At 66.1% G+C, this 22,250-nt stretch carries 21 protein-coding genes; 10 read left to right on the top strand and 11 right to left on the bottom strand.

Going from position 1 to position 22,250, the window contains the following annotated elements:
* The first annotated feature begins 1 nt into the window (after position 1).
* Positions 2–481: an NUDIX hydrolase gene (locus ABZ348_RS10340; RefSeq protein ID WP_358931312.1), complete on the top strand. Its 480-nt coding sequence runs from the start codon at positions 2–4 to the stop codon at positions 479–481.
* 60 nt (positions 482–541) lie between these two features.
* Here the strand turns inward: ABZ348_RS10340 and ABZ348_RS10335 are convergent, their stop codons facing one another.
* Positions 542–2,155, bottom strand: a complete 1,614-nt coding sequence (locus ABZ348_RS10335) for a globin domain-containing protein (RefSeq protein ID WP_358931311.1) — start codon at positions 2,153–2,155, stop codon at positions 542–544.
* A gap of 301 nt (positions 2,156–2,456) precedes the next feature.
* Between ABZ348_RS10335 and ABZ348_RS10330 the strand changes: the two genes are divergently transcribed.
* From ABZ348_RS10330 to ABZ348_RS10315, 4 genes are all read left to right on the top strand, one after another.
* Positions 2,457–3,002, top strand: coding sequence for a DUF2269 domain-containing protein (locus ABZ348_RS10330; RefSeq protein WP_358931310.1), 546 nt, complete (start codon positions 2,457–2,459; stop codon positions 3,000–3,002).
* A 5-nt stretch (positions 3,003–3,007) separates the two neighbouring features.
* Positions 3,008–3,871, top strand: coding sequence for a GNAT family N-acetyltransferase (locus ABZ348_RS10325; RefSeq protein WP_358931309.1), 864 nt, complete (start codon positions 3,008–3,010; stop codon positions 3,869–3,871).
* Positions 3,872–4,050: 179 nt separating this feature from the next.
* Entirely contained in the window at positions 4,051–4,509 is a 459-nt protein-coding gene (locus tag ABZ348_RS10320; RefSeq protein ID WP_358931308.1) for a MarR family transcriptional regulator, read from the top strand.
* Positions 4,510–4,519: 10 nt separating this feature from the next.
* A complete protein-coding gene (locus tag ABZ348_RS10315; protein WP_358931307.1) occupies positions 4,520–4,972 on the top strand; it encodes a GNAT family N-acetyltransferase in 453 nt (150 codons plus the stop codon).
* A 204-nt stretch (positions 4,973–5,176) separates the two neighbouring features.
* Here ABZ348_RS10315 and ABZ348_RS10310 read toward each other — a convergent pair whose 3' ends face one another.
* The 3 genes from ABZ348_RS10310 to ABZ348_RS10300 all read right to left on the bottom strand — a co-directional run bounded on the left by ABZ348_RS10310 (position 5,177) and on the right by ABZ348_RS10300 (position 8,441).
* Positions 5,177–6,562, bottom strand: coding sequence for a serine hydrolase domain-containing protein (locus ABZ348_RS10310; RefSeq protein ID WP_358931305.1), 1,386 nt, complete (start codon positions 6,560–6,562; stop codon positions 5,177–5,179).
* Positions 6,563–6,637: 75 nt separating this feature from the next.
* Entirely contained in the window at positions 6,638–6,859 is a 222-nt protein-coding gene (locus tag ABZ348_RS10305) for a hypothetical protein (RefSeq protein WP_358931303.1), read from the bottom strand.
* Between the two features lie 496 nt (positions 6,860–7,355).
* A complete protein-coding gene (locus tag ABZ348_RS10300) occupies positions 7,356–8,441 on the bottom strand; it encodes a MerR family transcriptional regulator (protein ID WP_358931301.1) in 1,086 nt (361 codons plus the stop codon).
* 200 nt (positions 8,442–8,641) lie between these two features.
* On the opposite strand from ABZ348_RS10300, the gene ABZ348_RS10295 reads away from it, so the two are divergent.
* Positions 8,642–9,280, top strand: a complete 639-nt coding sequence (locus tag ABZ348_RS10295) for a class I SAM-dependent methyltransferase (protein WP_358931299.1) — start codon at positions 8,642–8,644, stop codon at positions 9,278–9,280.
* An 86-nt stretch (positions 9,281–9,366) separates the two neighbouring features.
* Here ABZ348_RS10295 and dnaB read toward each other — a convergent pair whose 3' ends face one another.
* Entirely contained in the window at positions 9,367–10,836 is a 1,470-nt protein-coding gene (gene dnaB, locus ABZ348_RS10290) for a replicative DNA helicase (RefSeq protein WP_358931627.1), read from the bottom strand.
* Between the two features lie 442 nt (positions 10,837–11,278).
* Here dnaB and ABZ348_RS10285 point away from each other — a divergent pair, with 442 nt between their 5' ends.
* Positions 11,279–12,616 (top strand): MATE family efflux transporter, encoded by a 1,338-nt coding sequence (locus tag ABZ348_RS10285; RefSeq protein ID WP_358931297.1) that lies wholly within the window; start codon positions 11,279–11,281, stop codon positions 12,614–12,616.
* Between the two features lie 188 nt (positions 12,617–12,804).
* Here the strand turns inward: ABZ348_RS10285 and rplI are convergent, their stop codons facing one another.
* The 4 genes from rplI to rpsF all read right to left on the bottom strand — a co-directional run bounded on the left by rplI (position 12,805) and on the right by rpsF (position 14,522).
* Complete coding sequence (rplI, locus tag ABZ348_RS10280) at positions 12,805–13,251, bottom strand: 50S ribosomal protein L9 (RefSeq protein ID WP_358877014.1); 447 nt, start codon at positions 13,249–13,251, stop codon at positions 12,805–12,807.
* A gap of 17 nt (positions 13,252–13,268) precedes the next feature.
* Positions 13,269–13,505, bottom strand: a complete 237-nt coding sequence (gene rpsR, locus ABZ348_RS10275) for a 30S ribosomal protein S18 (RefSeq protein WP_003956534.1) — start codon at positions 13,503–13,505, stop codon at positions 13,269–13,271.
* A 55-nt stretch (positions 13,506–13,560) separates the two neighbouring features.
* Positions 13,561–14,157, bottom strand: a complete 597-nt coding sequence (locus tag ABZ348_RS10270) for a single-stranded DNA-binding protein (RefSeq protein WP_358931295.1) — start codon at positions 14,155–14,157, stop codon at positions 13,561–13,563.
* 74 nt (positions 14,158–14,231) lie between these two features.
* Positions 14,232–14,522: a 30S ribosomal protein S6 gene (rpsF, locus tag ABZ348_RS10265; protein WP_093655579.1), complete on the bottom strand. Its 291-nt coding sequence runs from the start codon at positions 14,520–14,522 to the stop codon at positions 14,232–14,234.
* Between the two features lie 281 nt (positions 14,523–14,803).
* Here rpsF and ABZ348_RS10260 point away from each other — a divergent pair, with 281 nt between their 5' ends.
* From ABZ348_RS10260 to ABZ348_RS10250, 3 genes are all read left to right on the top strand, one after another.
* Complete coding sequence (locus tag ABZ348_RS10260) at positions 14,804–15,121, top strand: hypothetical protein (RefSeq protein ID WP_358931293.1); 318 nt, start codon at positions 14,804–14,806, stop codon at positions 15,119–15,121.
* 161 nt (positions 15,122–15,282) lie between these two features.
* The gene (locus ABZ348_RS10255; RefSeq protein WP_358931292.1) at positions 15,283–16,401 is read left to right on the top strand and encodes a peptidoglycan bridge formation glycyltransferase FemA/FemB family protein; all 1,119 of its coding nucleotides are present in this window, start codon (positions 15,283–15,285) and stop codon (positions 16,399–16,401) included.
* A 116-nt stretch (positions 16,402–16,517) separates the two neighbouring features.
* Positions 16,518–17,549 (top strand): alanine racemase, encoded by a 1,032-nt coding sequence (locus tag ABZ348_RS10250; protein WP_329021216.1) that lies wholly within the window; start codon positions 16,518–16,520, stop codon positions 17,547–17,549.
* 101 nt (positions 17,550–17,650) lie between these two features.
* On the opposite strand, the gene ABZ348_RS10245 is transcribed toward ABZ348_RS10250, so the two are convergent.
* Both ABZ348_RS10245 and ABZ348_RS10240 read right to left on the bottom strand, forming a co-directional pair.
* Positions 17,651–19,174 carry a glycosyltransferase 87 family protein gene (locus ABZ348_RS10245; protein WP_358931290.1) on the bottom strand — a complete coding sequence of 508 codons (1,524 nt, stop codon included), beginning with the start codon at positions 19,172–19,174 and terminating at the stop codon, positions 17,651–17,653.
* Between the two features lie 133 nt (positions 19,175–19,307).
* Complete coding sequence (locus ABZ348_RS10240; RefSeq protein WP_358931288.1) at positions 19,308–22,070, bottom strand: transglycosylase domain-containing protein; 2,763 nt, start codon at positions 22,068–22,070, stop codon at positions 19,308–19,310.
* Positions 22,071–22,250: the final 180 nt, after the last annotated feature.

The raw sequence follows: 22,250 nt of genomic DNA, 5'->3' as shown, positions 1-22,250 counted from the left end.
CATGACCGAACGTCCCGTGGTCAAGCGCACCGCACGTGCCGTCCTGCTCGATGGCGACGATCTCGTTCTGATCAAGCGCACCAAGCCAGGAGTCGATCCGTACTGGCTGACGCCGGGCGGCGGGGTCGAGCCGACGGACACCACCGTGATCGCAGCCCTGCACCGCGAGCTGGACGAGGAGCTGGGTGCCAAGGTCACCGATGTGGTGCCCTGCTTCGTCGACACCGTGGAGCACATCGCGGGCGGCGGCATCACCGGGGTCAAGGTGCAGCACTTCTTCGTGTGCCGTCTGGAATCCATGGACCCGACCCTGCGGCACGGCCCCGAGGTCGACGAGCCCTGCGGGGAGTACGAGATCGTCCGGGTCCCCTTCAGCCGGGTGGGAATCGCCGCGGTCCATCTCGTACCGCTGTCACTGCGGCACTATCTGGATGGCAACATCGAGGGCGTGCGTGCCCTGCACGCCCATGACCTGGGTTGATGGCCTGAGCACAGGCAACCGGCCCACTCCTGGCCCACTCCGCCCCGCCCCGCCCCGAAGCTAGCTCCCGGCAGTGACCAGATCCTCGAAGGAGTCATGCCGGATGCGGCTGGGAGGAATGCCGATGCCGCGCAGGGCGTGCACTCCACTGCGAATCATCCCGGGCGGGCCGGAGAGGTATCCGTCGTACTCGTCCCAGGGGCCGAAGGCCCGCACCGCATCGGGGAAGTGCGCCCGGTCATCGACGACGGGACGCACCGACAGCCAGGGATGCGTCCTCTGGAGCCGCAGCATGGTGTCGATGTCATAGAGGTCGAAGTCCGTGCGAGCCCCGTAGAAGACCTCGACAGGGCGCCGGGTGCCGTGTTGGGCGACATCCTCGACCAGTGCCTTGATGGGTGCGATGCCCGTTCCTCCGCCGAGGCAGAGCAGACCGTTGTCGGTGGAGTGGTCGACCGTCATGGAACCGGCCGGTGGCCCCAACCTCAGGGTGTCGCCGGGGCGGGCGTGGCGGACCAGCGCGCCCGAGACCCAGCCGGCGGGCACTGCCTTCACATGGAATTCGAGGAGGCCGTCCGGGCGGGGCGCCCCGGCGAAGGAGTAGTGGCGCCAGACCCGCGGCCACCAAGGGGTCTCCAGACTGGTGTACTGCCCGGCGACAAAGGGATAGGGCTGATCGGGACGGACCGTGACGACGGCTATGTCAGGGGTTCGCAGATCGTGGGAGACCACCTCGGCATGCCACCAGGCGGGCGCCTGCATCTCGTTCTCCGCCGCCGCGTCGATCATGATCTGCGAAATCGTGGTGTACGTACGCACCCAGGCGGCCTCGGTCTCGGGGCCCCAGGTCTGCGTGGCGTATCGGCCCAAGGCACCGAGAAGGGCCTCGCCGACGGCGGGATAGTGGGCGGCCTGAGTCCCGTACTTGCGGTGCCCACGCCCCAGGTGCTGGAGGTACTCGGTGAGGACCGCCGGATTGTCCATGTGCTCGGCGGCCGTGAGCAGCGCTTTGAGCAACCGGTCGCGCTGGGTGTCCATGGCGACCGGAAAGAGGGCACGCAGTTCGGGGTGCCTCAGGAAGAGCAGGGCGTAGAAGTAGGAGGTGACCCGGTCCGCCGTCGGCTCGATCTCGGCCAGGGTGCGCCGGACGAGTTGGGCATCCAAGGAGACTTCGGGCGTTGGGGAAGGATTCGCGGTCGGCCTCGGAGGTTCGGTTGCTGGTCCCTGCTCGATGGCGAGGGCCTGATGCTGACCGGGAAGCCGCAGTCGGGTGGGAGTGCCCAGCGGGCTGACCGCCTCGCGGGGCCAGGGGAGCTCGCCTTGGGCCGGGGCCTCCGTGTGGTCCGGGCCGGGAGTAGCGGCAGCTGACGGTCGAGCGCCACGGTCTCCGCTCGGGTGGACGGGGTGAAAGCGGGGCGGCTCGTCCGTCGAGTGCCCTGGCCCCTCCTCCGTGATCCGTTCGCCGCCGGTGCTTCCCTGCCGCTGAGTGGTCGGTCGTCGGGTCTCGTCCGGTGTTGTCCGACGGTCGCCTTCGAAGGGCTCCCGGGATGCCCGGAAGTCACCCTGGGAGTGCTCCCGTCGGGTGGCTATGCCTTCACCTGGGCCGTCGTCACCTGATCTGCCGGCCGACACGGTGGTCGTCGGAGCGTCCATTGTCTGCCTCGCCTCGAACATTTCTCGTTCGGTCTCCGCACTTCCATCTGCTCGGAACGTGCCTCACTTCACTGCTCCTGCCCCAGGACTGCTGTCAGCCACAAAATCCGGCACGACTCGCCATCTCCGTAGTCGTATCATTACAGAGGGTGGGCCATGCTCGGCTCAAAGCAAGGAAACTCCTTCCATCTCAAGCCGCTTGCCTTACAGTGCCGCTCCGGCTGTCGAGCAACACGAATGGAACTCGTACGCCACGGCGCGTAGCAGCGGTTACTCCCACGGTCAGATGTGGCAGAGCAGTTCGTTCGGCACGGTGTTTCACGTGAAACCACTGAAGCGACCTGTCCGGCGAACCCTCCTTGTCGTCCATGTCTGCGCAGCAGCCGCCTGGTTGGGGGTGACGCTCGGGCTACTGGCGCTCGCCCTGAACGCCAGCACCTCAGAGTCTCCGGCCGCCACCCACTCCAGTGTCCAGTCGATGAAGGTCTTCACCGACTGGTTGGTCCTTCCATCCGCGCTGCTGACTTTCCTCACCGGTGTGGTCCTATCCCTGGGCACCGCCTGGGGTCTGATCCGACATCGGTGGGTCCTGACCAAGTTCCTTCTGACAGCAGCCACTACGGGGGCTTCGATCTTCGCTCTCCGTCCCGGGGTGAACGAAGCAGCGGAGATCACCTCTGCGGGAGGCTCCCTGAGCACACCTCTCGATCTGGTGATGGGGCCCGTTGTCTCCCTGTGCGCCTATCTGTTGATGATGGTTCTCTCTGTGCTGAAGCCCTGGGGCCTGACCCGCCGTGGGCGAAAACTGCGGGAGCGGGTCACTTCTCGGAAAGCACTAGACGAACGATCACTGCGTCAGACAGCCTGATCTCCATGCCGACCTCACTCCTGGACTCCCTGCACATTCGTCGTCTCACCAGGGAGGATCTGGTCTCCTGCGCCGATCTCTCAGAGAATCGCGGGTGGCCCAGGGAAGAGCACAAGTGGTCTCTACTCCTGACCGCGGGGACCGCGTACGGCATCGATGACCCCTTCGGCAAGGGCTTGGCCGCCAGTTGCACGGTGATGTCCTACGGCCCCGAGTTGGCAGCGATCGGCATGATGCTGGTGGCCGAGCGGTACGCGCGCCAAGGCATTGGCCGGCACTTGATGCGACATGTCCTCAAGGAATCCGGCGACACCCCGCTCACTCTGCACGCGACTTCCCAGGGCCAACCGCTCTATGAGGAGCTGGGCTTCACGACCGTGGGTCGGGCTGAGATGCTCCGCGGCTGCTTGCGCCCCCCGGCGAACGATGTCAGGTCGGCTTCCATCACCCGGCCGGCAACCGCCGAAGACCTGCCACGCATCGTTCGCCTCGACACAGAGGTATTCGGTCCGGACCGAACCCATATGATCACGCGCCTACCCGCCTTCGCCGATCATCTCAGGGTGGCGGAGGAAAACGGCGAGCTGACGGGATACGCCGCAGCCTGGCCCAATATGGAGACGCATGTCATCGGGCCTCTGATCGCCCGGGACACACGAACCGCCCAGGCATTGATCACTTCCCTCGCATCAGCCACGGACCGACCCCTCCGCACCGATGTCGATGTACGTCACCAAGAACTGCTGACCTGGCTGACGTCACACGGCTTGGACTCGGTCGCCTTCAACACCGTGATGACCCTCGGGATCGAAGCCCTGCCCGGCGATTGGTCCCGTCGATTCGCACCGCTCTCCGTGGCGGCCGGCTGATCCCAACTCCCGCTGTCCACAAGGTGTTTGTACCGGCCCCTCCGGGTTCCAGGGGAAGCGCCCCGAGCGAAACCGATGATTGCGGGCGCGGTATATTGCGGCCCCCCACCTTCCCTGGGATGCCCATGCTTGACCGTCACCACCAGGGAAAGGTCGCTGGGCACGAAGGAGGAAGACCGATGGCCGAGACCAATCCCTCGTACACCTGGCTCGCCCAGGGCTGGTCAGCCTTCTCCTTGCTCCACGGCAGAATCGAGGCCGACATCGAACGGGCCCTGGAGAGGGCCCATGGTCTGAGCGTGCGGGAGTTCTCCTTGCTAGGGGTGCTGAGCCGTCAGCACGGTGATGATCGTGGACATCTCCAGATGAAGCAGGTCGCCGAAGCAGTCATCCTCAGCCAGAGTGCCACCACTCGCCTGGTCAGCCGTCTTGAGGGCCGTGGGCTGCTACGACGCTATCTCTGCGACACCGATCGTCGCGGAATCTATACGGATGTGACGGACGCCGGGCTGGCCCTGCTGGCTGCGGCTCGTCCCACGCATGACACAGCACTGCGTGCGGCCCTCGACCTGGCAGCCGCAGACCCTACGCTGACGCCCCTGGTGCGTACTGTCGAGGAACTCCGGGTCCCTGCCTAGAGTACGGATCATGAGCGATCTTGAGATACGCCCCGCCGAAGCCACCGATCTGCCGGCGATCGTGGCCATGCTTGCTGACGACGTACTGGGAGCCACCCGGGAATCGCCCGATGACCTCACGCCCTACAGAGCAGTGTTCGAGCAACTGCTGGCCGACCCTCGTCAGCACCAGACCGTCGCGGTACGTGGTGGCACGGTGGTGGGCACGCTCCAGCTCACCATCCTTCCGGGGCTCTCACGCCGTGGCGCTACCCGAGGTCTGATCGAAGGCGTACGCGTTCACGCTGATGAGCGCGGCAGTGGTCTCGGCAGTCGCTTGATCGAGTGGGCCATTGAAGAATCCCGTCGCCAGAACTGCCAGTTGGTCCAGCTGACCTCGGATGCCTCCCGCACGGACGCCCATCGCTTCTATGAACGACTGGGCTTTGTCGCCTCTCACATCGGTTTCAAACTCGCACTCTGACCCGAGGGCTCCCGTACAGCACATCTGCAATGAGCGGCTACATACCCGGTGGGGACGACGACATCGGTTGCCCCCTCCGACTGAATCGACTGGCGTCCATCCCTGTGTTGCCATGGCCGTTTCACGTGAAACATGCGGAGCCGCTTCCTACTGGAGGCGCTCTGGAAGCGCTGTTTCACGTGAAACAGCCGCCCACCCTCGCTGCTAGCCCAGCAGCCCGCGCCACCCGTCCTTGTCCACACCACCCGGGATCTCGGCCTCCGGCTCATAGGGCGTGCGGGTGAAGACGAACGAGGCCAGGTCGAGATGGTCGATCGAGCCGTCCTCGTGACGCACCACCCGCAGGGTCTCTCCCGCGTAGTAGCCGTTCTCCCCGATCCAGGTTCCATCCTCCACAGCGGCAAACCGCGCCCTGCGGCCAGGACCGGTCAGGGGCTGAAGGGCCAGGGCACGGTCAGGGAGGAGTTGCAGACCAAAGGCATAGGTGCCCCAGTACCAAGGGCCGGTGAGCTCCAGTAGCTCTTGGTCCACTTCCTGAAGCGGACGCCATGGAAGCGGCATACGTGGCTCTGCATCAGCCACGATCCGAATGAGATCAGTGGCGATCAGACTGGGAAGAGGACCTGACGTCGCATTGGCAAGAACCGCCGCGGTCACACCGTCGTCGACACCCACCCAGAGGCCGGCGACAAATCCCGGTAGGGAGCCTCCGTGACCCACCAGCGTACGACCGTCTCGCCTGATGATCTGAAGTCCCAGGCCGTAGGTCGCATCCCACTCCTCGCTCTCGGCAGGTACGGAGGGCGTACGCATTTCCCGTACCGACGGAGCGCCCAGCACACGGTCATCCCCCTCGGCGAGAAATGCACCGAACCGACATAGGTCCGCGACGGTCGACCAGAGTTGGCCCGCAGGGGCCATCAGCCCGAGGTTCTCGGGGGGTTCGGGCAGAAGCACATCGGCCCAGGGGTGCACCGCCCACCCTTGGGCATAGGGAGCTTGAGGTTCCAGGCTGGTACGGCTCATGGCCAGGGGCTCCAAGACCTCCCGCTGGAGAACTTCCGCCCACGAGTCGCCTCTCACCTCCTCCACGAGAGAACCGAGGACCGTATAGCCAGGATTGGAGTAGTGGAAGCGACGGCCGACGGCGTGCTTGCGTGGATGTTCACCGAGGACCTCGGGGAGCCCCGGCCGTAGCGAGGCCGACGAGCGTTCCCACCAGGGGGAAGGGGTCTCCGCGCCCAAGCCGGCGCTATGGGCGAGGAGCTGGGCGATCGTCACTTCCCCGATGCCCGTGCCCGGGAGGTGCTTCTCCAATGGATCCTGTAGGTCAATCAGCCCTTCGTCCCGCAGTCTCATCACCAGAACGGCCGTAAAGGTCTTGGTGATCGAGCCGACCCGATACTGCGCATGGACCCCCGCTTCGTCCCCTTCTTGGGCAAAGGGGCGTACCCCGGTCCAAACGAGTTCGCCGTCACGGCCCACAGCACCGGTCAGCGAAGGGGCCCGCCCTTCTGCCTGGGCAACAGCGATGCGGTGGTGCAGTGCCCGTGCGGTGGTGGGCAGAAGTGTGGTGAGGGGTGCGGTCATGGAGCAGGTCTATCGGGTGTGATCGTGCAAAGTCGACTCCTCCCCTTGACCGGTGCGCCCAGGAGCCCCTGAGAGCTACTGCGACGACCGTACTGGTGAAGCCGACGCGGCCAGGACGGACATCAACCGGCCGATGGCGGCTTGCTCCTGAACGGGCAGCCACCGGGCTGCATGGACCATCTGCAAGGCCGTGGACAGGCGCATCCGGTCATCAGCCGTGCCGAGATCTCCCAGATAGGCCGGCAGGACCACGCCGAGGGCCTTGAGATCGCCGCGCGCGCAGAAGCGGGCGAGCACTTCCTCCCACAGGCTCTGACCCGCCCGGGGGCGATCGCACCGGTCGTACGGAGCCCGTCGACAATCGCGGCACGCAACCAATCGCCGTACTGTCCTGGTGGCACCTCATCCAGATGGTCTGCGGCGCGCTGGAAGTGAGCGCGTGCCTGATCGACTCGTCCGAGATCCCGGTGGGCGTGCGCGATGTTCAGGTGCAACGACGGATGGAAGCCGCTCACGCGGGCGTCGGCCACCCGCTCGGCCAGATGCAGACACTTCTGGTTCCAGTGGAGGGTATCTTCCGAAGTCGACTGGTGCCGGGCCACGTAATGTGCGGCAACACAGGCTTCGTAGTCGTCGGTGGCTGCCTCCCACGCCTGGTGGAAGAGGCGGGAGGCTTCGTCCGCCCTCCCCTCCCCCTCGGCTGCCATGCCTCGGACACAGAGTTGGACGACAGGGTTGTCAGGATCCATGTGTGTTCGCTTCCTCAAGGTCGGTGCCCTCGCAGGGCCGTGTCCTAGTCGTCCTCGACGGTGTCGTGGACCGGCATCACCAAGGTCGTGAAGGTGCCCTGGTCTGCCGATCGAACGACCACCGGCTGTGTCGGGGACGAGATCTCCATCAGCAGATCGGGCCCCACACTGGCGTCGAGTGCGGGGAGCAACACCTCCGGATCGAAGGCGATGCGCAGGGACGGCCCGGTGCAGATCGCACGGAGCTCCACCCACTGGGCGAGCGTCCGTCTGGACAGCACCAGTTGCTGCCCGTCCGTCTGCAAGACGACTGTTTCCCCGGGCGGGCCGGCAGCCAGGGTTCGGCGGAGGGCCTCCCGGTCGATGACCAGTCGATGGCGGACGGCTGCCAGACCGTCCAGGACCACGCGGTAGTCGGGGAACACCCCGTCGGCGGCGTGGAGCAAGCGGACCTCGCCGTCACCCCGCATACGGACCGCCGACCCATCCACCTCGACGGTGATGTTCGCCTGGGACAGCGCCCAGGACGCCGCGTCCTTCAGATCGCCGAGGTCGATCAGCAATTGGCGGGGCTCGCACTCCGCGGACTGGGGGTGCAGGACCCGCACAGCCATTCGATGACGATCGGTGGCCACCAGGCGAATCTCCTGGTTGCCGAGTTCGAGCAGTACGCAGCCGAGTTCCGGGAAGTCCTCCCGCGTCGCAGCGGTGGCGACGGCGAACGCCACCTGGCGCACGGCGCTCGACAGTTCCGCGCCGCCGACGAGTGCCTCGGCCCTGCGCTGCCGCCCCGGCGGAAAGTCTCTCAGGATGTCGTCGATCGCGGACTGCGCAGCTGCCGCTGTGGCGCGCGTTCGTCGTGCGTGCCTCTCCAGGACGTCACGCGCCTCCTCGGCAGTGCCGTCCAGGGCCACTGAAGCGTCCATCAGCGGTAGACCGGCCTCCCGCAGTCGCCGGACGAGAGTGGCACGCGGTTCCTGATCCGGGTCGTAGTAGCGGTACCCGGTCGTCCCATCCACCCGGGTGGGCCGCAGCACTCCACAGTCGTCATAGAACCTCAGGGCACTTGGCGCCAGACCTACCCGACGGGCGAATGCCCCGATACTCAACAGTCCTTCGGTGTCGTCCATGCACGCGATTGTCGACGTTCAACCAACCTGAAGGTCAAAGAGCGTCCTCCAGAATGCACGGCCGGGTACCAACCAGGAACGACGATTGCGTCCGCGCCCCTTGTTGCCGAACCGGCAACCACTTTTGACGGGCTCCCCGTACCCGGCAACCCTGAACCCAGGTGCCACCGGCACCGCGCAGTCGTCACGGAGGGACCTCGATGTCGATACCGCAGCCCGCTGGCCCGACGCAGTTCTGGGAGGAGCGCTACCGCTCCAGCGAACGTGTCTGGAGTGGCAACCCGAACCCGTTGCTCGTACGCGAGACCAGTGCCCTGGAGCCCGGCCGCGCCCTGGATCTGGGCTGTGGGGAGGGCGCCGACACCGTATGGCTGGCATCGCGCGGCTGGCAGGTCACAGGCGTGGATATTTCCACCACCGCACTGGAGCGGGCCGGCATCCATGCCGTAGAAGCCGGTCTCGCCGAGCGGGTGACGTTCGAGCAGCACGAGCTCGGAGTGACCTTCCCGGAGGGAAGTTTCGATCTGGTCAGCGCTCACTTCCTTCAGTCACCTGTCGCGCTGGACCAGGAGGGTGTGCTGAAGCAGGCCGCGGACGCGGTCGCACCAGGCGGGACCCTCCTCATCGCCATGCACGCCGGCTGGCCGACGTGGATGGAGGAGCACGAGTACCCGTTCGACGCCGACTTCCCCACGCTCCAGGGCCTGCTGGCGATGCTCGCGCTGTCGCCCGATTGGCGGGTGGAGACGCTGGAGTCCGTGGAACGGCCGGCTCCCTCGCCCGAGGGAAAGCCCGGCACCCGAGCGGACAACGTGTGGCGATTCACCCGCACCGTTTGATCGCCCTCTACGAGAACTCCGCCCCCGCCCGAGCCGCACCACCCGTTCGGCTCAGCGCGTGCCATCGAACGCCGAGCCCGCCGGGCTCAGGTCTGGGCCATGTCCACGAACCGCGAGTAGTGCCCCTGGAACGCGACCGTGATCGTCGCTGTCGGGCCGTTACGGTGCTTGGCGACGATCAGGTCGGCCTCGCCCGCCCGGGGGGACTCCTTCTCGTACGCGTCCTCGCGGTGCAGCAGGATCACCATGTCCGCGTCCTGCTCGATCGATCCCGATTCTCGCAGGTCAGAGACCATGGGCTTTTTGTCGGTGCGCTGTTCGGGGCCACGGTTCAGCTGGGACAGGGCGATGACCGGGACTTCCAACTCCTTTGCGAGGAGCTTGAGGTTACGGGACATGTCCGAGACCTCCTGCTGGCGGCTCTCGGCCCGCTTGGAACCGCCGGACTGCATCAGCTGGAGGTAGTCGATGACCACCAGCTTCAGATTGTTGCGCTGCTTCAGCCGTCGGCACTTGGCCCGGATCTCCATCATGGAGAGGTTGGGGGAGTCATCGATGTACAGGGGGGCCTGCGAGACGTCCGGCATCCGTCGAGCCAGGCGCGTCCAGTCGTCGTCGGTCATGGTGCCCGAACGCATGTGGTGGAGGGCCACCCGAGCCTCGGCGGACAGCAGTCGCATCGCGATCTCATTGCGCCCCATTTCCAGGGAGAAGATCACGCTGGGCAGATTGTTCTTGATGGAGCACGCCCTGGCGAAGTCGAGGGCCAGGGTCGACTTGCCCATCGCCGGGCGGGCCGCGATGACGATCATCTGGCCCGGGTGCAGTCCGTTCGTCAGCGAGTCGAAGTCGGTGAAGCCCGTGGGCACGCCGGTCATCTCGCCGCTTCGGGACCCGATCGCCTCGATCTCGTCGAGGGCGCCTTCCATGATCTCGCCGAGCGGAAGGTAGTCCTCGCTGGTGCGCTGCTCGGTGACGGCGTAGATCTCGGCCTGGGCGGAGTTGACGATCTCGTCGACGTCACCATCGGCCGCATATCCCATTTGCGTGATCTTGGTGCCCGCCTCGACCAACCGACGCAATACGGCTCGCTCGTGAACGATCTCCGCGTAGTAGGAGGCGTTCGCTGCGGTGGGCACCGACTGAACGAGGGTGTGGAGGTAGGGAGCGCCCCCGACTCGGGTGATCTCTCCCCGCTTGACCAACTCCGCCGCCACGGTGATCGGGTCAGCGGGCTCGCCCTTGGCATAAAGGTCGAGGATGGCCGTGTAAACGGTCTCGTGAGCGGGCCGATAGAAGTCATGGCCCTTGATGATCTCGACGACGTCGGCGATGGCGTCCTTGGAGAGAAGCATTCCGCCGAGAACGGACTGTTCCGCGTCGAGATCCTGAGGGGGGACACGCTCGAAGCCGGAGGAGCCTCCGTCCCAGCCGCCGTCGTCACGGCCGCGCTCGTGCTGGTCCTCGCGGCCCCCGCCGCGGTGGTCGTTACGGCGTTGACGGGAGACGGGCAGACGATCGCCGGGGCCGGTTTCGGCCGCCCACGGGTCGTCCAAGGGCTCGGAAATGCTCACCGGGCCACCTCCTCCCGTCCGCTCAGCGGACCTCGCCGTGCCCTCTCTTTCTACGGCACAGCACTGACAAATCGAGCGGCTCGGCCCCGCTTCCGGCGCGTCGAGCGACGGTCCACGGTAGGCCCCTCTCCACCGTCAGCCAATCTGGTTATCCACAGGCCATGTGGATGACTGACCAGATGCTGTGGAGAACTCGTCGTAACCTGTGCACGGACCGGGGGACAGTGCTGTGGACAACATTCAGTCCATCGCGACGCAACCACCCTGACCTGCTGTTTCTCCATCCACTGGCTGTGGGGGAGAAAAACTTTTCCAACCGGACCAAGATCAGAACAATCGGCGCACAGCCAAGTCGACTTCCCGACTCAAGGTAAGGATCAGTCGTATATTGCAGCTGTTACCTGTGGAAGATTACATTGGGCGCATGACACAGGCACCCGTAGCTCCGAGAGCGCTCCGGCGACGGCACGATCGAGAGATCATCGCCCTCGCCGTTCCTGCGTTTGGGGCCCTCGTTGCCGAGCCGCTTTTCGTGATCGTCGACAGCGCCATCGTGGGCCATCTGGGAACACACCAACTCGCCGGTCTTGCCATTGCCGCATCACTCCTTCTGACCGCCGTGAGCATCTTCGTCTTCCTCGCCTATGCGACGACCGCCGCCGTCGCCCGGCGGGTCGGCTCAGGCGATCTCGCCGCAGCCATTCGGCAAGGCATGGACGGCATCTGGCTCGCGGCCTTCCTCGGGGTGGCCGTGGTCGCCCTCACCTTCCCGTCCACTCCCTGGCTCATCGACGTCCTGGGCGCTTCCTACACGGCAACCCCCTACGCCATCACCTATCTACAGATCTCCAGCATCGGTATCCCCGCGATGCTGATCGTCTTCGCCGCCACAGGTGTTCTCCGCGGGCTTCAGGACACCAAGACCCCGCTCTATGTCGCCATCGGCGGCTTCACCGCCAACGCGATCCTCAATGTGGTGCTGGTCTACGGTGCCGGCTGGGGGATCGCAGGCTCTGCCTGGGGCACCGTTCTTGCGCAGTACGCCATGGCCATCGCCTATCTCGCCGTCGTGATACGCGGTGCGCGACGCCATCAGGCATCGCTCAAGCCCGATATCGCCGGGATACGCGCCAGCGCCCAAGCGGGTGCGCCGCTACTCGTCCGCACGCTCTCGCTGCGTGCCGTTCTGATGATCGCCACGGCCGTGGCCGCCCGACTAGGCGACAGCGAGGTCGCCGCCCATCAGATCGTGCTCTCCCTCTGGAGCTTGATGGCCTTCGCCCTCGACGCCATCGCCATCGCCGGACAAGCGATCGTCGGTCGGTATCTCGGGGCAGGAGACGCCGAGGGAGCACGTCAGGTCTGTCGTCGCATGGTGCAGTGGGGTATCGCCTCGGGTGTGGTCCTCGGTGTTCTTCTGGTGGCCTTGCGACCGCTGTTTGTCCCACTCTTCAGTGGTGATCAAGCAGTGCACGACACGCTTTTCCCCGCACTGCTCGTGATCGCCGTTTCCCAACCCATCGCCGGTGTGGTCTTCGTTCTGGATGGTGTGCTGATGGGTGCGGGAGACGGGCCGTATCTGGCCTGGGCCATGCTCGCGACACTGGCGGTGTTCGCGCCCGTGGCCCTGCTCGTCCCGTCCCTGGGCGGCGGGCTGACCGCGCTCTGGTGGGCGATGGCTCTGATGATGACCATGCGCCTGGTGACGCTCTGGCTGCGTATGCGGTCCGGACGCTGGATCGTGGTCGGAGCGACTCGCTGACCCTGGAACTGCGGTCGCCCTGGGCTTGGCCGAGTGGCTCCACGAGCTCGTGAGGTGCTGCGGTGTTTCACGTGAAACACCGCAGCACCTCACGAGCTCGTGGACGATAAGTGCAAAGACAAGAAAGCAAGGAAGAGGGCCGTACCCAGATGGATACGGCCCTCTTCTTGTTCAGTCTCTTACCGCATTCAGGCGGCGATGACCTCGACGCCGAGCTTCGCGGCGACCTCGGGGTGCAGACGCACGGACACCTGGTGCGAGCCCAGGGTCTTGATCGGCGCACCGAGCTCCACGCGACGCTTGTCGACCTCCGGGCCACCGGCGGACTTGATCGCCGTGGCGATGTCAGCCGGAGTCACGGAACCGAAGAGACGGCCGGCGTCGCCGGAGCGAACAGCCAGACGCACCTTGACGGCCTCAAGCTTGGCCTTGACCTCGTTGGCCTGCTCGATGGTCGCGATCTCGTGGATCTTGCGGGCGCGGCGGATCTGCGCCACGTCCTTCTCGCCACCCTTGGTCCAGCGGATCGCGAAACCGCGCGGGACCAGGTAGTTGCGAGCGTATCCGTCCTTGACGTCGACGACATCGCCGGCGGCACCGAGGCCAGTGACCTCGTGAGTGAGGATGATCTTCATGATTCGGTCACCCTCCCTTAGCGCGCGGTGGACGTGTAGGGCAGCAGCGCCATCTCACGGCTGTTCTTCACGGCCGTGGCGACGTCACGCTGATGCTGCGTGCAGTTGCCGGTAACGCGGCGGGCACGGATCTTGCCGCGGTCGGAAATGAACTTCCGCAGCATGTTCGTGTCCTTGTAGTCCACGTATACGGTCTTGTCCTTGCAGAATGCGCAGACCTTCTTCTTCGGCTTGCGCACAGGCGGCTTCGCCATGGTGTATCTCCTGTGTGATCAAGAAGTGGGGTACGAGCTCCCCAGGAGGAATCCCCTAGAAGGGGGGCTCGTCCGAGTAGCCGCCGCCAGAACCGCCGGAGCCGCCGGAGCTTCCGCCCCAACCGCCTCCGCCGCCCTGCTGCTGACCGCCGCTGGCCGGAGCGCTGGTGGCCCACGGGTCGTCGGCGGGTGCACCGCCGCCGCCCTGCTGGCCGCCTGAGTTACCGCCCCAGCTACCGCCGCCCTGCTGCTGACCGCCGCCGCCGTAGCCGCCCTGGCCACCTCGACCCGTGGTCTTGGTGACCTTGGCCGTAGCGTTCTTGAGGCTGGGGCCGACTTCCTCGACGTCCAGCTCGTAGACCGTGCGCTTGACGCCTTCGCGGTCGTCGTAGGACCGCTGCTTCAAACGGCCCTGCACGACAACGCGCATACCGCGTTGCAGCGACTCTGCGACATTCTCCGCCGCCTGACGCCAGACCGAGCAGGTCAGGAAGAGGCTGTCGCCGTCCTTCCACTCATTGGTCTGCTTGTCGAACATGCGGGGAGTGGACGCGATACGGAACTTCGCGACCGCCGCACCGGATGCGGTGAAGCGCAGCTCGGGGTCGTCGACGAGATTGCCGACGACCGTGATGACGGTCTCGCCTGCCATGGGTGAACCTCTCGGCGGGGATTGCTTCTGGCTGCTTGCTGCTACTCGAACCCGATGACCTCTGAGCTAGGTGCTCAGTGGGTCTCGGGACGAAGGACCTTGGTCCGGAGGACCGACTCGTTCAGGTTCATCTGGCGGTCGAGCTCCTTGACGACCGCAGGCTCGGCCTGCAGGTCGATGACCGAGTAGATGCCCTCGGGCTTCTTCTTGATCTCGTAAGCGAGACGACGACGGCCCCAGGTGTCGACCTTCTCCACCTTTCCATTGCCCTCACGGACAACGGAGAGGAAGTTCTCGATCAGGGGGGAGACAGAGCGCTCCTCCAGATCGGGGTCGAGGATGACCATCACCTCGTAGTGACGCATGTAGAACCCACCTCCTTTGGACTCAGCGGCCACGGTCGTTCCGTGGCAGGAGGGTCGTGATGCGTTGCAACAGTGACTGAGTCAACCAGCCGCCACTGACAATCGCGGGGCGATCGTCCTCCGGACTGGCCAGAGACTCGACAGACACTGGTGCAGACCGTACAGAGTACCCGTAGAGGTGCGTCCGGTTGAAATCCTGGGGGGAGGAGACGCAATCTGTACACATCGGGTGTGCGCGGGGCTACGATGCGCCGCGCTCCGGCTACGCCAGGAGGTGCTCCATGGCACAAGCAATGCGACGTCATCCGTCCACGAATTCCCTCTTCGCCACGGATGGCAAGCCCCACCCCCTTCAGGACACCCTGGTCGCGGTGACGCTGGTCCTCGGTGCCCTCGCCTTCATCACCTCGATGTTCCACAGCCTGCATCTGCTCAGTTCCTGGGCCGGGCTGATCGGGATCCTGACCGGCGGCTACGGACAGTTCATCTCCGTCACCACGCGCGAACGGACGGCGCTGATCATCGGACTCGGCGCATCCGCCATCGGCTTCTTCCTCGGAATGGCGCACGGCGGGCTCTTCGGCGGGCTGCTCGGGTGACGGGCGGCTGAGCGGAGGAGGCTCCACCGCCCGCACCGCCGCTGTGCCGCCCCCGGGTGGCGGCACACGGCCATTCGGGGCGCTCCCCCAGCGCAGTAGGCTTCGGCCCGAGAGCCGGAGCCCCTGACCCATGGGGACATACCTGCTGAGGAGCGCCCCACATGAGCCTGACCCTGAGGACCATCAGCCGAGAGCAGCATCTGGCGTACATCCAGTCCCTGCCGTCGGCCAGTCACTGCCAGGTCCCGGCATGGGCCGATGTGAAGACGGAATGGCGCTCGGAGAACCTCGGCTGGTTCGACAAGAACGGCCACCTCGTGGGTGCCGGTCTGGTGCTGTACCGCCAGCTTCCCAAGATCAAGCGGTATCTCGCGTATTTGCCCGAGGGCCCGGTCATCAACTGGTACGCGCCCAACTTGGACGACTGGCTCCAGCCGATGCTCGCCCACCTCAAGCAGCAGGGCGCCTTCTCCGTGAAGATGGGCCCGCCGGTCGTGATCCGACGCTGGGACGCGCCGGCGATCAAGGCGGGGATCCAGGACCCGGATGTGAAGCGACTGCGGGACGTGGACGCCACGCACATCGAACCGCGTGCCTTCGAGGTGGCCGACCGGCTGCGCAAGATGGGTTGGCAGCAGGGCGACGACGGCGGTGCCGGCTTCGGTGACGTCCAACCTCGGTACGTCTATCAGGTCCCGCTGGCGAACAGGTCCCTCGACGACGTGCTCAAGGGCTTCAACCAGCTGTGGCGACGCAACATCAAGAAGGCGGAGAAGGCCGGCGTCGAGGTCGTCCAGGGCGGCTACCAGGACCTTGAGGAATGGCAGCGGCTCTATGAGATCACGGCCATCCGCGACCGCTTCCGCCCCCGCCCGCTGTCGTACTTCCAGCGGATGTGGCAGGTCCTCAACACCGAGGACCCCAACCGCATGAGGCTGTACTTCGCTCGCCACAACGGAGTGAACCTGTCCGCGGCGACGATGCTCGTCGTCGGCGGGCACGTCTGGTACTCGTACGGCGCGTCGGACAACATCGGCCGGGAGGTCCGGCCCTCGAACGCGATGCAGTGGCGGATGTTGCGTGACGCCTATGCCATGGGCGCGACCGTCTACGACCTGCGTGGAATCAGCGATTCCCTCGATGAGACCGACCACCTCTTCGGTCTGATCCAGTTCAAGGTCGGAACCGGCGGCGAGGCAGTCGAGTACGTCGGCGAGTGGGACTTCCCGCTCAACAAGCTGCTGCACAAGGCCCTCGACATGTATATGTCGCGCCGCTGAGGCGTGCCGCGCCGCAGACGGCCCGCGCACCCACGCCGTAACCTCAGTAGTTCTCGGTAGTTCTCGTCCACACCTCTGAATACACCGCAGCCACCAGAAAGGTTCCGGGCCGGCCCATGGCGCTCTCCCTCTACGTCGACACCACGCGCTGGCGGGCGCACCAGAAGTCCGTGATCGACCAGTTCCCCGGTCTGGTGCCGGTCTGCAAAGGAAACGGCTACGGCTTCGGCCATGAGCGGCTCGCCGAAGAAGCATCCCGATTCGGCTCCGACATGCTGGCCGTCGGCACCACCTACGAGGCCGCCCGCATCAAGGACTGGTTCAGCGGCGACCTGCTGGTGCTGACGCCGTTCCGCCGTGGTGAGGAGCCCGTTCCGCTCCCCGACCGGGTCATCCGTTCGGTCTCGTCCGTCGACGGCGTGCACGCCCTTGTGGGAGCGCGCGTGGTCATCGAATGCATGAGTTCCATGAAGCGCCACGGCGTCTTGGAACAGGACCTGGGGCAGTTGGCCGCCGCCATAGAGGACGTCCGGCTGGAAGGCTTTGCGATCCATCTGCCCCTGGACCGGACGGACGGCTCCGACGCCGTCGAAGAGGTCATCGGCTGGATGGACCGGCTCCGGGCCGCACGACTGCCGCTGCACACGATGTTCGTCAGCCATCTGCGTGCGGAAGAGCTCGCGCGGCTGCGTCAGCAGTTCCCGCAGACCCGCTTCCGCGCCCGCATCGGAACCCGTCTGTGGCTCGGAGACCATGACTCGACCGAGTACCGCGGTTCCGTGCTCGACGTCACGCGGGTCGCCAAGGGCGACCGTTTCGGCTACCGGCAGCAGAAGGCAGCGTCCGACGGCTGGCTGGTCGTCGTCGCCGGCGGAACGTCCCACGGAGTGGGGCTGGAGGCCCCCAAGGCCCTGCACGGCGTGATGCCCCGCGCCAAGGGCGTCGCACGCGCCGGTCTGGCGACGGTCAACCGGAACCTGGCCCCCTTCGTCTGGGCGGGCAAGCAGCGCTGGTTCGCCGAACCTCCGCACATGCAGGTGTCGATCCTCTTCGTGCCCTCGGACGCCCAGGAGCCCCGTGTGGGCGACGAACTGGTGGCGCATCTGCGGCACACGACCACCCAGTTCGACCGGATCGTCGACCGTTGATCGCCTCGTACCGACCCTGACCCGCAGATGACATCGGCCTCGGGCCCTGGAACGCCAGGGCCCGAGGCCGATGTCGTGCAGGCGACCCCTGCATGACGCTTCTAGAGCAGTCGTGAGCCGCCCCCACCGCCGCCCCAGCCACTCGGCTCCTCGGGCGCCACGCCCCAGTCCACCTTGGCCCCGTCGGTGGGTTCCTCGACCGCCCCCGTGTCCCGTCCCAGGGCGAACACGTCGGGGGAACCGTCCAGGACTCCACCGGACGGGTCGTCCGACCCGTCCTGGCGCACCCCATCCCGCTCCGGGAGCAGGACGTCACGGACCACCAGCGCGCACAGATACAGCGTTCCCAGCAGATGCAGGGCGATGGCGACCTGATATCCCTCGGGCGGAAGTCCCTGGTGCTTGTCGCTCGTCGTGTACGCGAGGTACATCCAGATGCCCAGGAAGTACATGACCTCGCACGCCTGCCAGATCAGGAAGTCGCGCCAGCGCGGCCTGGCGAGCGCTGCCAGGGGGATCAGCCAGAGCACGTACTGCGGCGAGTACACCTTGTTGGTGAGGATGAACGCGGCCACCACCAGGAAGGCCAGTTGGGCGAAGCGGGGCCGGCGGGGAGCAGCGAGCGCGAGGGCGGCGATCCCCGCGCACGCGAGCAGCATCAGCAGCGTCGCGTACGTGTTGACCGTTTCGACCTCGATGGGCGTCTTGGTGCGTTCGGTGATGATCAGCCAGAACGAGCCGAAGTCGATCTGCCGCTCCTGACTGAACGTATAGAACTTCTTCCAGCCCTCGGGTGCCAGCACCATCACCGGTACGTTCACCACCAACCAGGCTCCCGCCGCCCCCAGTGCCGCGGTGGCGAATTCGCGCCACTTCGCCGCCCGCCAACACAGCAGGAGGAGGGGCCCGAGCAGCAGTGCGGGGTAGAGCTTGGCCGCGGTCGCCAGTCCGATGAGGATGCCGAAGGCCAGCGGCCTGCTCCGGGACCACATGAGCATCGCAGCGGCGGTGAGCGCCACGGCCAGCAGGTCCCAGTTGATGGTCGCGGTGAGCGCGAAGGCGGGCGCCAGCGCCACCAGCAGCGCGTCCCAGGGGCGTCGGCGGTGCGTGCGGGCGACGCAGACGGCGAGGACCGCGGTGCAGATCATCAACATGCCGGCGTTGATCATCCAATACACCTGCTCGCGGTGCTGGATGGAGCCCTCGGCGAGATTGAGCCAGGAAGCGACCTGCATGAAGAGCCCCGTCAGTACGGGGTACTCCAGGAACTCCATGTCACCGGGAAGCCGGTCGAAGTACGGAATGAGCCCTTCCGAGAAGCCGCGTCCCAGATAGAGGTGCGGAATGTCGGAGTAGCAGGCGCGCGTGTACTGCGAACTGGCGCCCCGGAACCAGGCCCAGTTGTAACAGGGCAGCTTCTGCACCATCCCCAGGGCGAACATCCCGAGGGCGACCAGCGCCACGACGCGTACGGGAGTGAACGGCCCGGTGCTGCGGCGCAGGGCCCAGCGACCGAGGGGACCACCGATCAGTTCGCTGCCTGCGGCTGCGATGGAGTCCCGCCGAGTGGGACGTACGTCCGGCCGCCGGTCCTGGTGCACGGTGGTCTTCTCTGTGCTGGGCATGGTGCTCATCCTGCCGTACGGCACCGACTGTGCCGTCACGGTCCGCCGAGACCCGTACCGGTAGCCGCGGCAGCACACAGAAGTGCCCCACACCGATCACTCCGGTGTGGGGCACTCCTCATGGGCCCGTGGATCAGCCGTCCGGCCCTCCGAGCCATCCGCCGCCCTTGCTGCCCGGGCCGGAGGAGCCCGAAGGCGAAGGACTGGTCGTGGGACCGGGTCCTCCGTTGTTGTCGCCGGAACCGCCGTTGCCGGAACCGCCCGGATCACCGCCGTCGGTGCTGCCCGTCTCACCGCAGTCCAGACCCCACGGATCACACGATTCGCTCGCCGTAGCGGACGGCGAAGGCGAAGGCTTGGGGGTCTTGGACGGGGACGGACTCTCGCTCGGCTTCTCGGACTCCGTCTCGCTCGGTTCCGGCGACGGGCTCGGCGCCGGGCTCTCGGCGCCACCGCCCCAGACGGCCTCACCGATCGGTTCGGGCTTCGGGAACGTCAGCTTCGGCGCGCCCTTCAGCGCCTTGGTCATGTAGCGCTTCCAGATCTCCGAGGGGAAGGACGATCCGTGGACCTTCTTCTTACCGCCGGTCCCGTACATCATCTCGAAGGACCGGTCTTTGTTCTTCTCGTCGGAGTCGAGGCGGAACATGTCGATCGCGGTCGACAACTGCGGGGTGTAGCCGACGAACCACGCGGACTTGTTGCCGTCGGTCGTACCGGTCTTGCCCGCGACCTGACGTCCGGGGAGGCGGGCGTTCCGTCCGGTGCCCTCTTCCTCGTCCACCACGTCACGCAGTACGTCGGTCACCGTGTGGGCGACGTTCGCGGGGAACGCCCCGGTCGGCTCGTCCCTGTGCTTGTAGATGGTGACGGACTCCTTCTTGACCTCCTGCACGGAGTACGGGTCGCGCTGCTGACCGTTCGCCGCGAAGGTCCCGTACGCACCGGCCATCCGGATGGCGCTCGGGGTGGAGATGCCGATGGAGAACGACGGCACGTTCGACTTGTCCAGCGAACTCTCCAGCAGGCCGGACTTGACCGCGGCGTCCCGCACCTGGGGGATGCCGATGTCCATGCCGAGCTGGACGAAGGGCGAGTTGGCGGAGACGACCATCGCCTCACGGAGATTGAGGTCCTCGTAGGACTTGTCGCGGTCGTTGACCTGCAACCACTCCTTGCCCTCCTCGTTCCGCCAGACCGATCCGTCGTAGCGCTTGATCTTCAGCTTGTTCTTGCCGTTGTAGACGCTCTTGTCGGGATCGACGATCTTGCGCTCTTCGAGGGACTGGTTCTCACCGAGCTTGGGATCGCGCACCCCGTCGGTCATCGCGGACGCGAGGACGAAGGGCTTGAACGTCGATCCGACCTGGGCACCGGTCTCGTTGGCGTTGTTGATGAAGTGCTCGGTGGCGTCATGGCCACCGTAGATCGCCACGATCTTCCCGGTGGAGGGCTCCACCGAAGCACCGCCGAACTGCACGAAGGTGTCCGTGTCAGGGCGCTTCTTGGGGTCGATGTTCTCCTTGTAGACGTCCTCGACCGTCTTGGCGAGCTTGGTGACCTTGTCCCTGTTGAAGGTCGTGTGGATCTCGTACCCGCCCTGGGCGAGCTTGTCAGCCGTGATGTTCCTGTCGTTCTTGCTGAGGAAGCTGGCCTTGGCGAGGTCGACCAGATAGCCGACCTGCCCGCTGAGATTGGCGCCCTTCTTGACCGACTTGGGCATGGGATAGCCCTTTTGAAGGTGCTTGTCGCGCTCGGCGGAGTCGAGGTGACCGTCCTTGACCATCTCGCCAAGGATCCACTTCCACCGCTTGGTCGCCCGCTTCAGGTTCTTCTCCCGGGTGGCAGCGGGGTCGATGTCGGTGGCTCCGGCCGGGTCGTAGTACGTCGGACCCTTGAGCAGCGCCGTGAGCACGGCGCTCTCGCTGGCGTCGAGGTTCTTGGCGTCCTTCTCGTAGTACGTACGGGCTGCGGCTTGGATGCCGTACGCGCCGCGTCCGTAGTACGAGGTGTTCAGGTAGCCCGCCATGATGTCCTGCTTGTCCACCTCGTTGTCGATCTTCATCGAGATGAACAGTTCCTTGAACTTCCGACTGAGGGTCTGGGACTGGTCCCGGAGCCGGTTGTTCTTCACATACTGCTGGGTGATGGTCGAGCCGCCCTGGGTCTGGCCACCCTTGGCCATGTTCACCAGTGCCCGGCCGATGCCCATCGGATCGATGCCCTGGTCCTTCCAGAACGTCTTGTTCTCCGCGGAGATCACGGCGTTCTGCATGTCCAGGGGAATCTGCTCGAAGGCGATGTTCTGCCGGTTGATCTCACCACCGGTGGCGGCCATCTGGGAACCGTCGTCCCAGAGGTAGACGTTGTTCTGGGCGGTCGCGCCCTTATCCGGGTCGGGAATGCCCACCAGGGCGTACGCGACTCCACCCGCGACCATCATGGCGCCCAGGAAACTCAGCGTGACGCCGGTGGCGAGCTTCCAGGAGGGCATCCAACGGCGCCAACCGTCCATGCCGCGCCGTGGGTAGTCGATGAGCCGCCGCTTTCCCGAGTCGTCACCGTGGCCTCCACCACCGCCGCCGCCTCCACCGCGTCGCCCACCACGGCCGCCCGCACCCGCACCTGCACCGCTGTCGACTCGCCGACGGCTGGAGCCACGCTGCGCGGCGCGCCGGGCTTCGGCACGACTCGTGTAGGTGCGGTCATCCCCCTGAGAAGGGGAATCCGCCGGGGAACCAGGGGGCGTTTCCTGCCCATAAGGGGCGGAAGGCGACTCCGTGGTGGGACGCCGTGGCGGTGCTGCGCGACGGCCGGTTGGCTGCTGGGCGGCGCGCCTGGCAGCCGCCCGCCCGCCACCCTGCGGTTGTGGCGGTTTGCGACGGTGCTCGCTCATCGAACGACTACTCCTCGGGCAGGCGAGACGCCTGGAAGCGGCAGTTGTGTTCCGGGCCCCCGGAATGGATACGGACCAGACCAGACAAAGGTCTCATCCTCTGAGCACCCACGGCATTGACGTCTGCAGGCATCCCATGGTTCCCGGTGGTCGGCATCCGCACAGACTACGCACGGTCAA

The organism is Streptomyces sp. NPDC005963, assembly GCF_040638655.1.
Classification (GTDB): Bacteria; Actinomycetota; Actinomycetes; order Streptomycetales; family Streptomycetaceae; genus Streptomyces.
This window is presented reverse-complemented; position numbering and strand designations above follow the sequence as displayed.

Excerpts from the sequence above, each read along its gene's own strand:
- ABZ348_RS10340 (WP_358931312.1), top strand. The coding sequence starts at position 2 with ATGACCGAACGTCCCGTGGTCAAGCGCACCGCACGTGCCGTCCTGCTC.
- ABZ348_RS10335 (WP_358931311.1), bottom strand. The coding sequence starts at position 2,155 with ATGTTCGAGGCGAGGCAGACAATGGACGCTCCGACGACCACCGTGTCG.
- ABZ348_RS10325 (WP_358931309.1), top strand. The coding sequence starts at position 3,008 with ATGCCGACCTCACTCCTGGACTCCCTGCACATTCGTCGTCTCACCAGG.
- ABZ348_RS10320 (WP_358931308.1), top strand. The coding sequence starts at position 4,051 with ATGGCCGAGACCAATCCCTCGTACACCTGGCTCGCCCAGGGCTGGTCA.
- ABZ348_RS10315 (WP_358931307.1), top strand. The coding sequence starts at position 4,520 with ATGAGCGATCTTGAGATACGCCCCGCCGAAGCCACCGATCTGCCGGCG.
- ABZ348_RS10310 (WP_358931305.1), bottom strand. The coding sequence starts at position 6,562 with ATGACCGCACCCCTCACCACACTTCTGCCCACCACCGCACGGGCACTG.
- ABZ348_RS10300 (WP_358931301.1), bottom strand. The coding sequence starts at position 8,441 with ATGGACGACACCGAAGGACTGTTGAGTATCGGGGCATTCGCCCGTCGG.
- ABZ348_RS10295 (WP_358931299.1), top strand. The coding sequence starts at position 8,642 with ATGTCGATACCGCAGCCCGCTGGCCCGACGCAGTTCTGGGAGGAGCGC.
- ABZ348_RS10285 (WP_358931297.1), top strand. The coding sequence starts at position 11,279 with ATGACACAGGCACCCGTAGCTCCGAGAGCGCTCCGGCGACGGCACGAT.
- rplI (WP_358877014.1), bottom strand. The coding sequence starts at position 13,251 with ATGAAGATCATCCTCACTCACGAGGTCACTGGCCTCGGTGCCGCCGGC.
- rpsR (WP_003956534.1), bottom strand. The coding sequence starts at position 13,505 with ATGGCGAAGCCGCCTGTGCGCAAGCCGAAGAAGAAGGTCTGCGCATTC.
- ABZ348_RS10270 (WP_358931295.1), bottom strand. The coding sequence starts at position 14,157 with ATGGCAGGCGAGACCGTCATCACGGTCGTCGGCAATCTCGTCGACGAC.
- rpsF (WP_093655579.1), bottom strand. The coding sequence starts at position 14,522 with ATGCGTCACTACGAGGTGATGGTCATCCTCGACCCCGATCTGGAGGAG.
- ABZ348_RS10260 (WP_358931293.1), top strand. The coding sequence starts at position 14,804 with ATGGCACAAGCAATGCGACGTCATCCGTCCACGAATTCCCTCTTCGCC.
- ABZ348_RS10255 (WP_358931292.1), top strand. The coding sequence starts at position 15,283 with ATGAGCCTGACCCTGAGGACCATCAGCCGAGAGCAGCATCTGGCGTAC.
- ABZ348_RS10250 (WP_329021216.1), top strand. The coding sequence starts at position 16,518 with ATGGCGCTCTCCCTCTACGTCGACACCACGCGCTGGCGGGCGCACCAG.
- ABZ348_RS10245 (WP_358931290.1), bottom strand. The coding sequence starts at position 19,174 with ATGCCCAGCACAGAGAAGACCACCGTGCACCAGGACCGGCGGCCGGAC.
- ABZ348_RS10240 (WP_358931288.1), bottom strand. The coding sequence starts at position 22,070 with ATGAGCGAGCACCGTCGCAAACCGCCACAACCGCAGGGTGGCGGGCGG.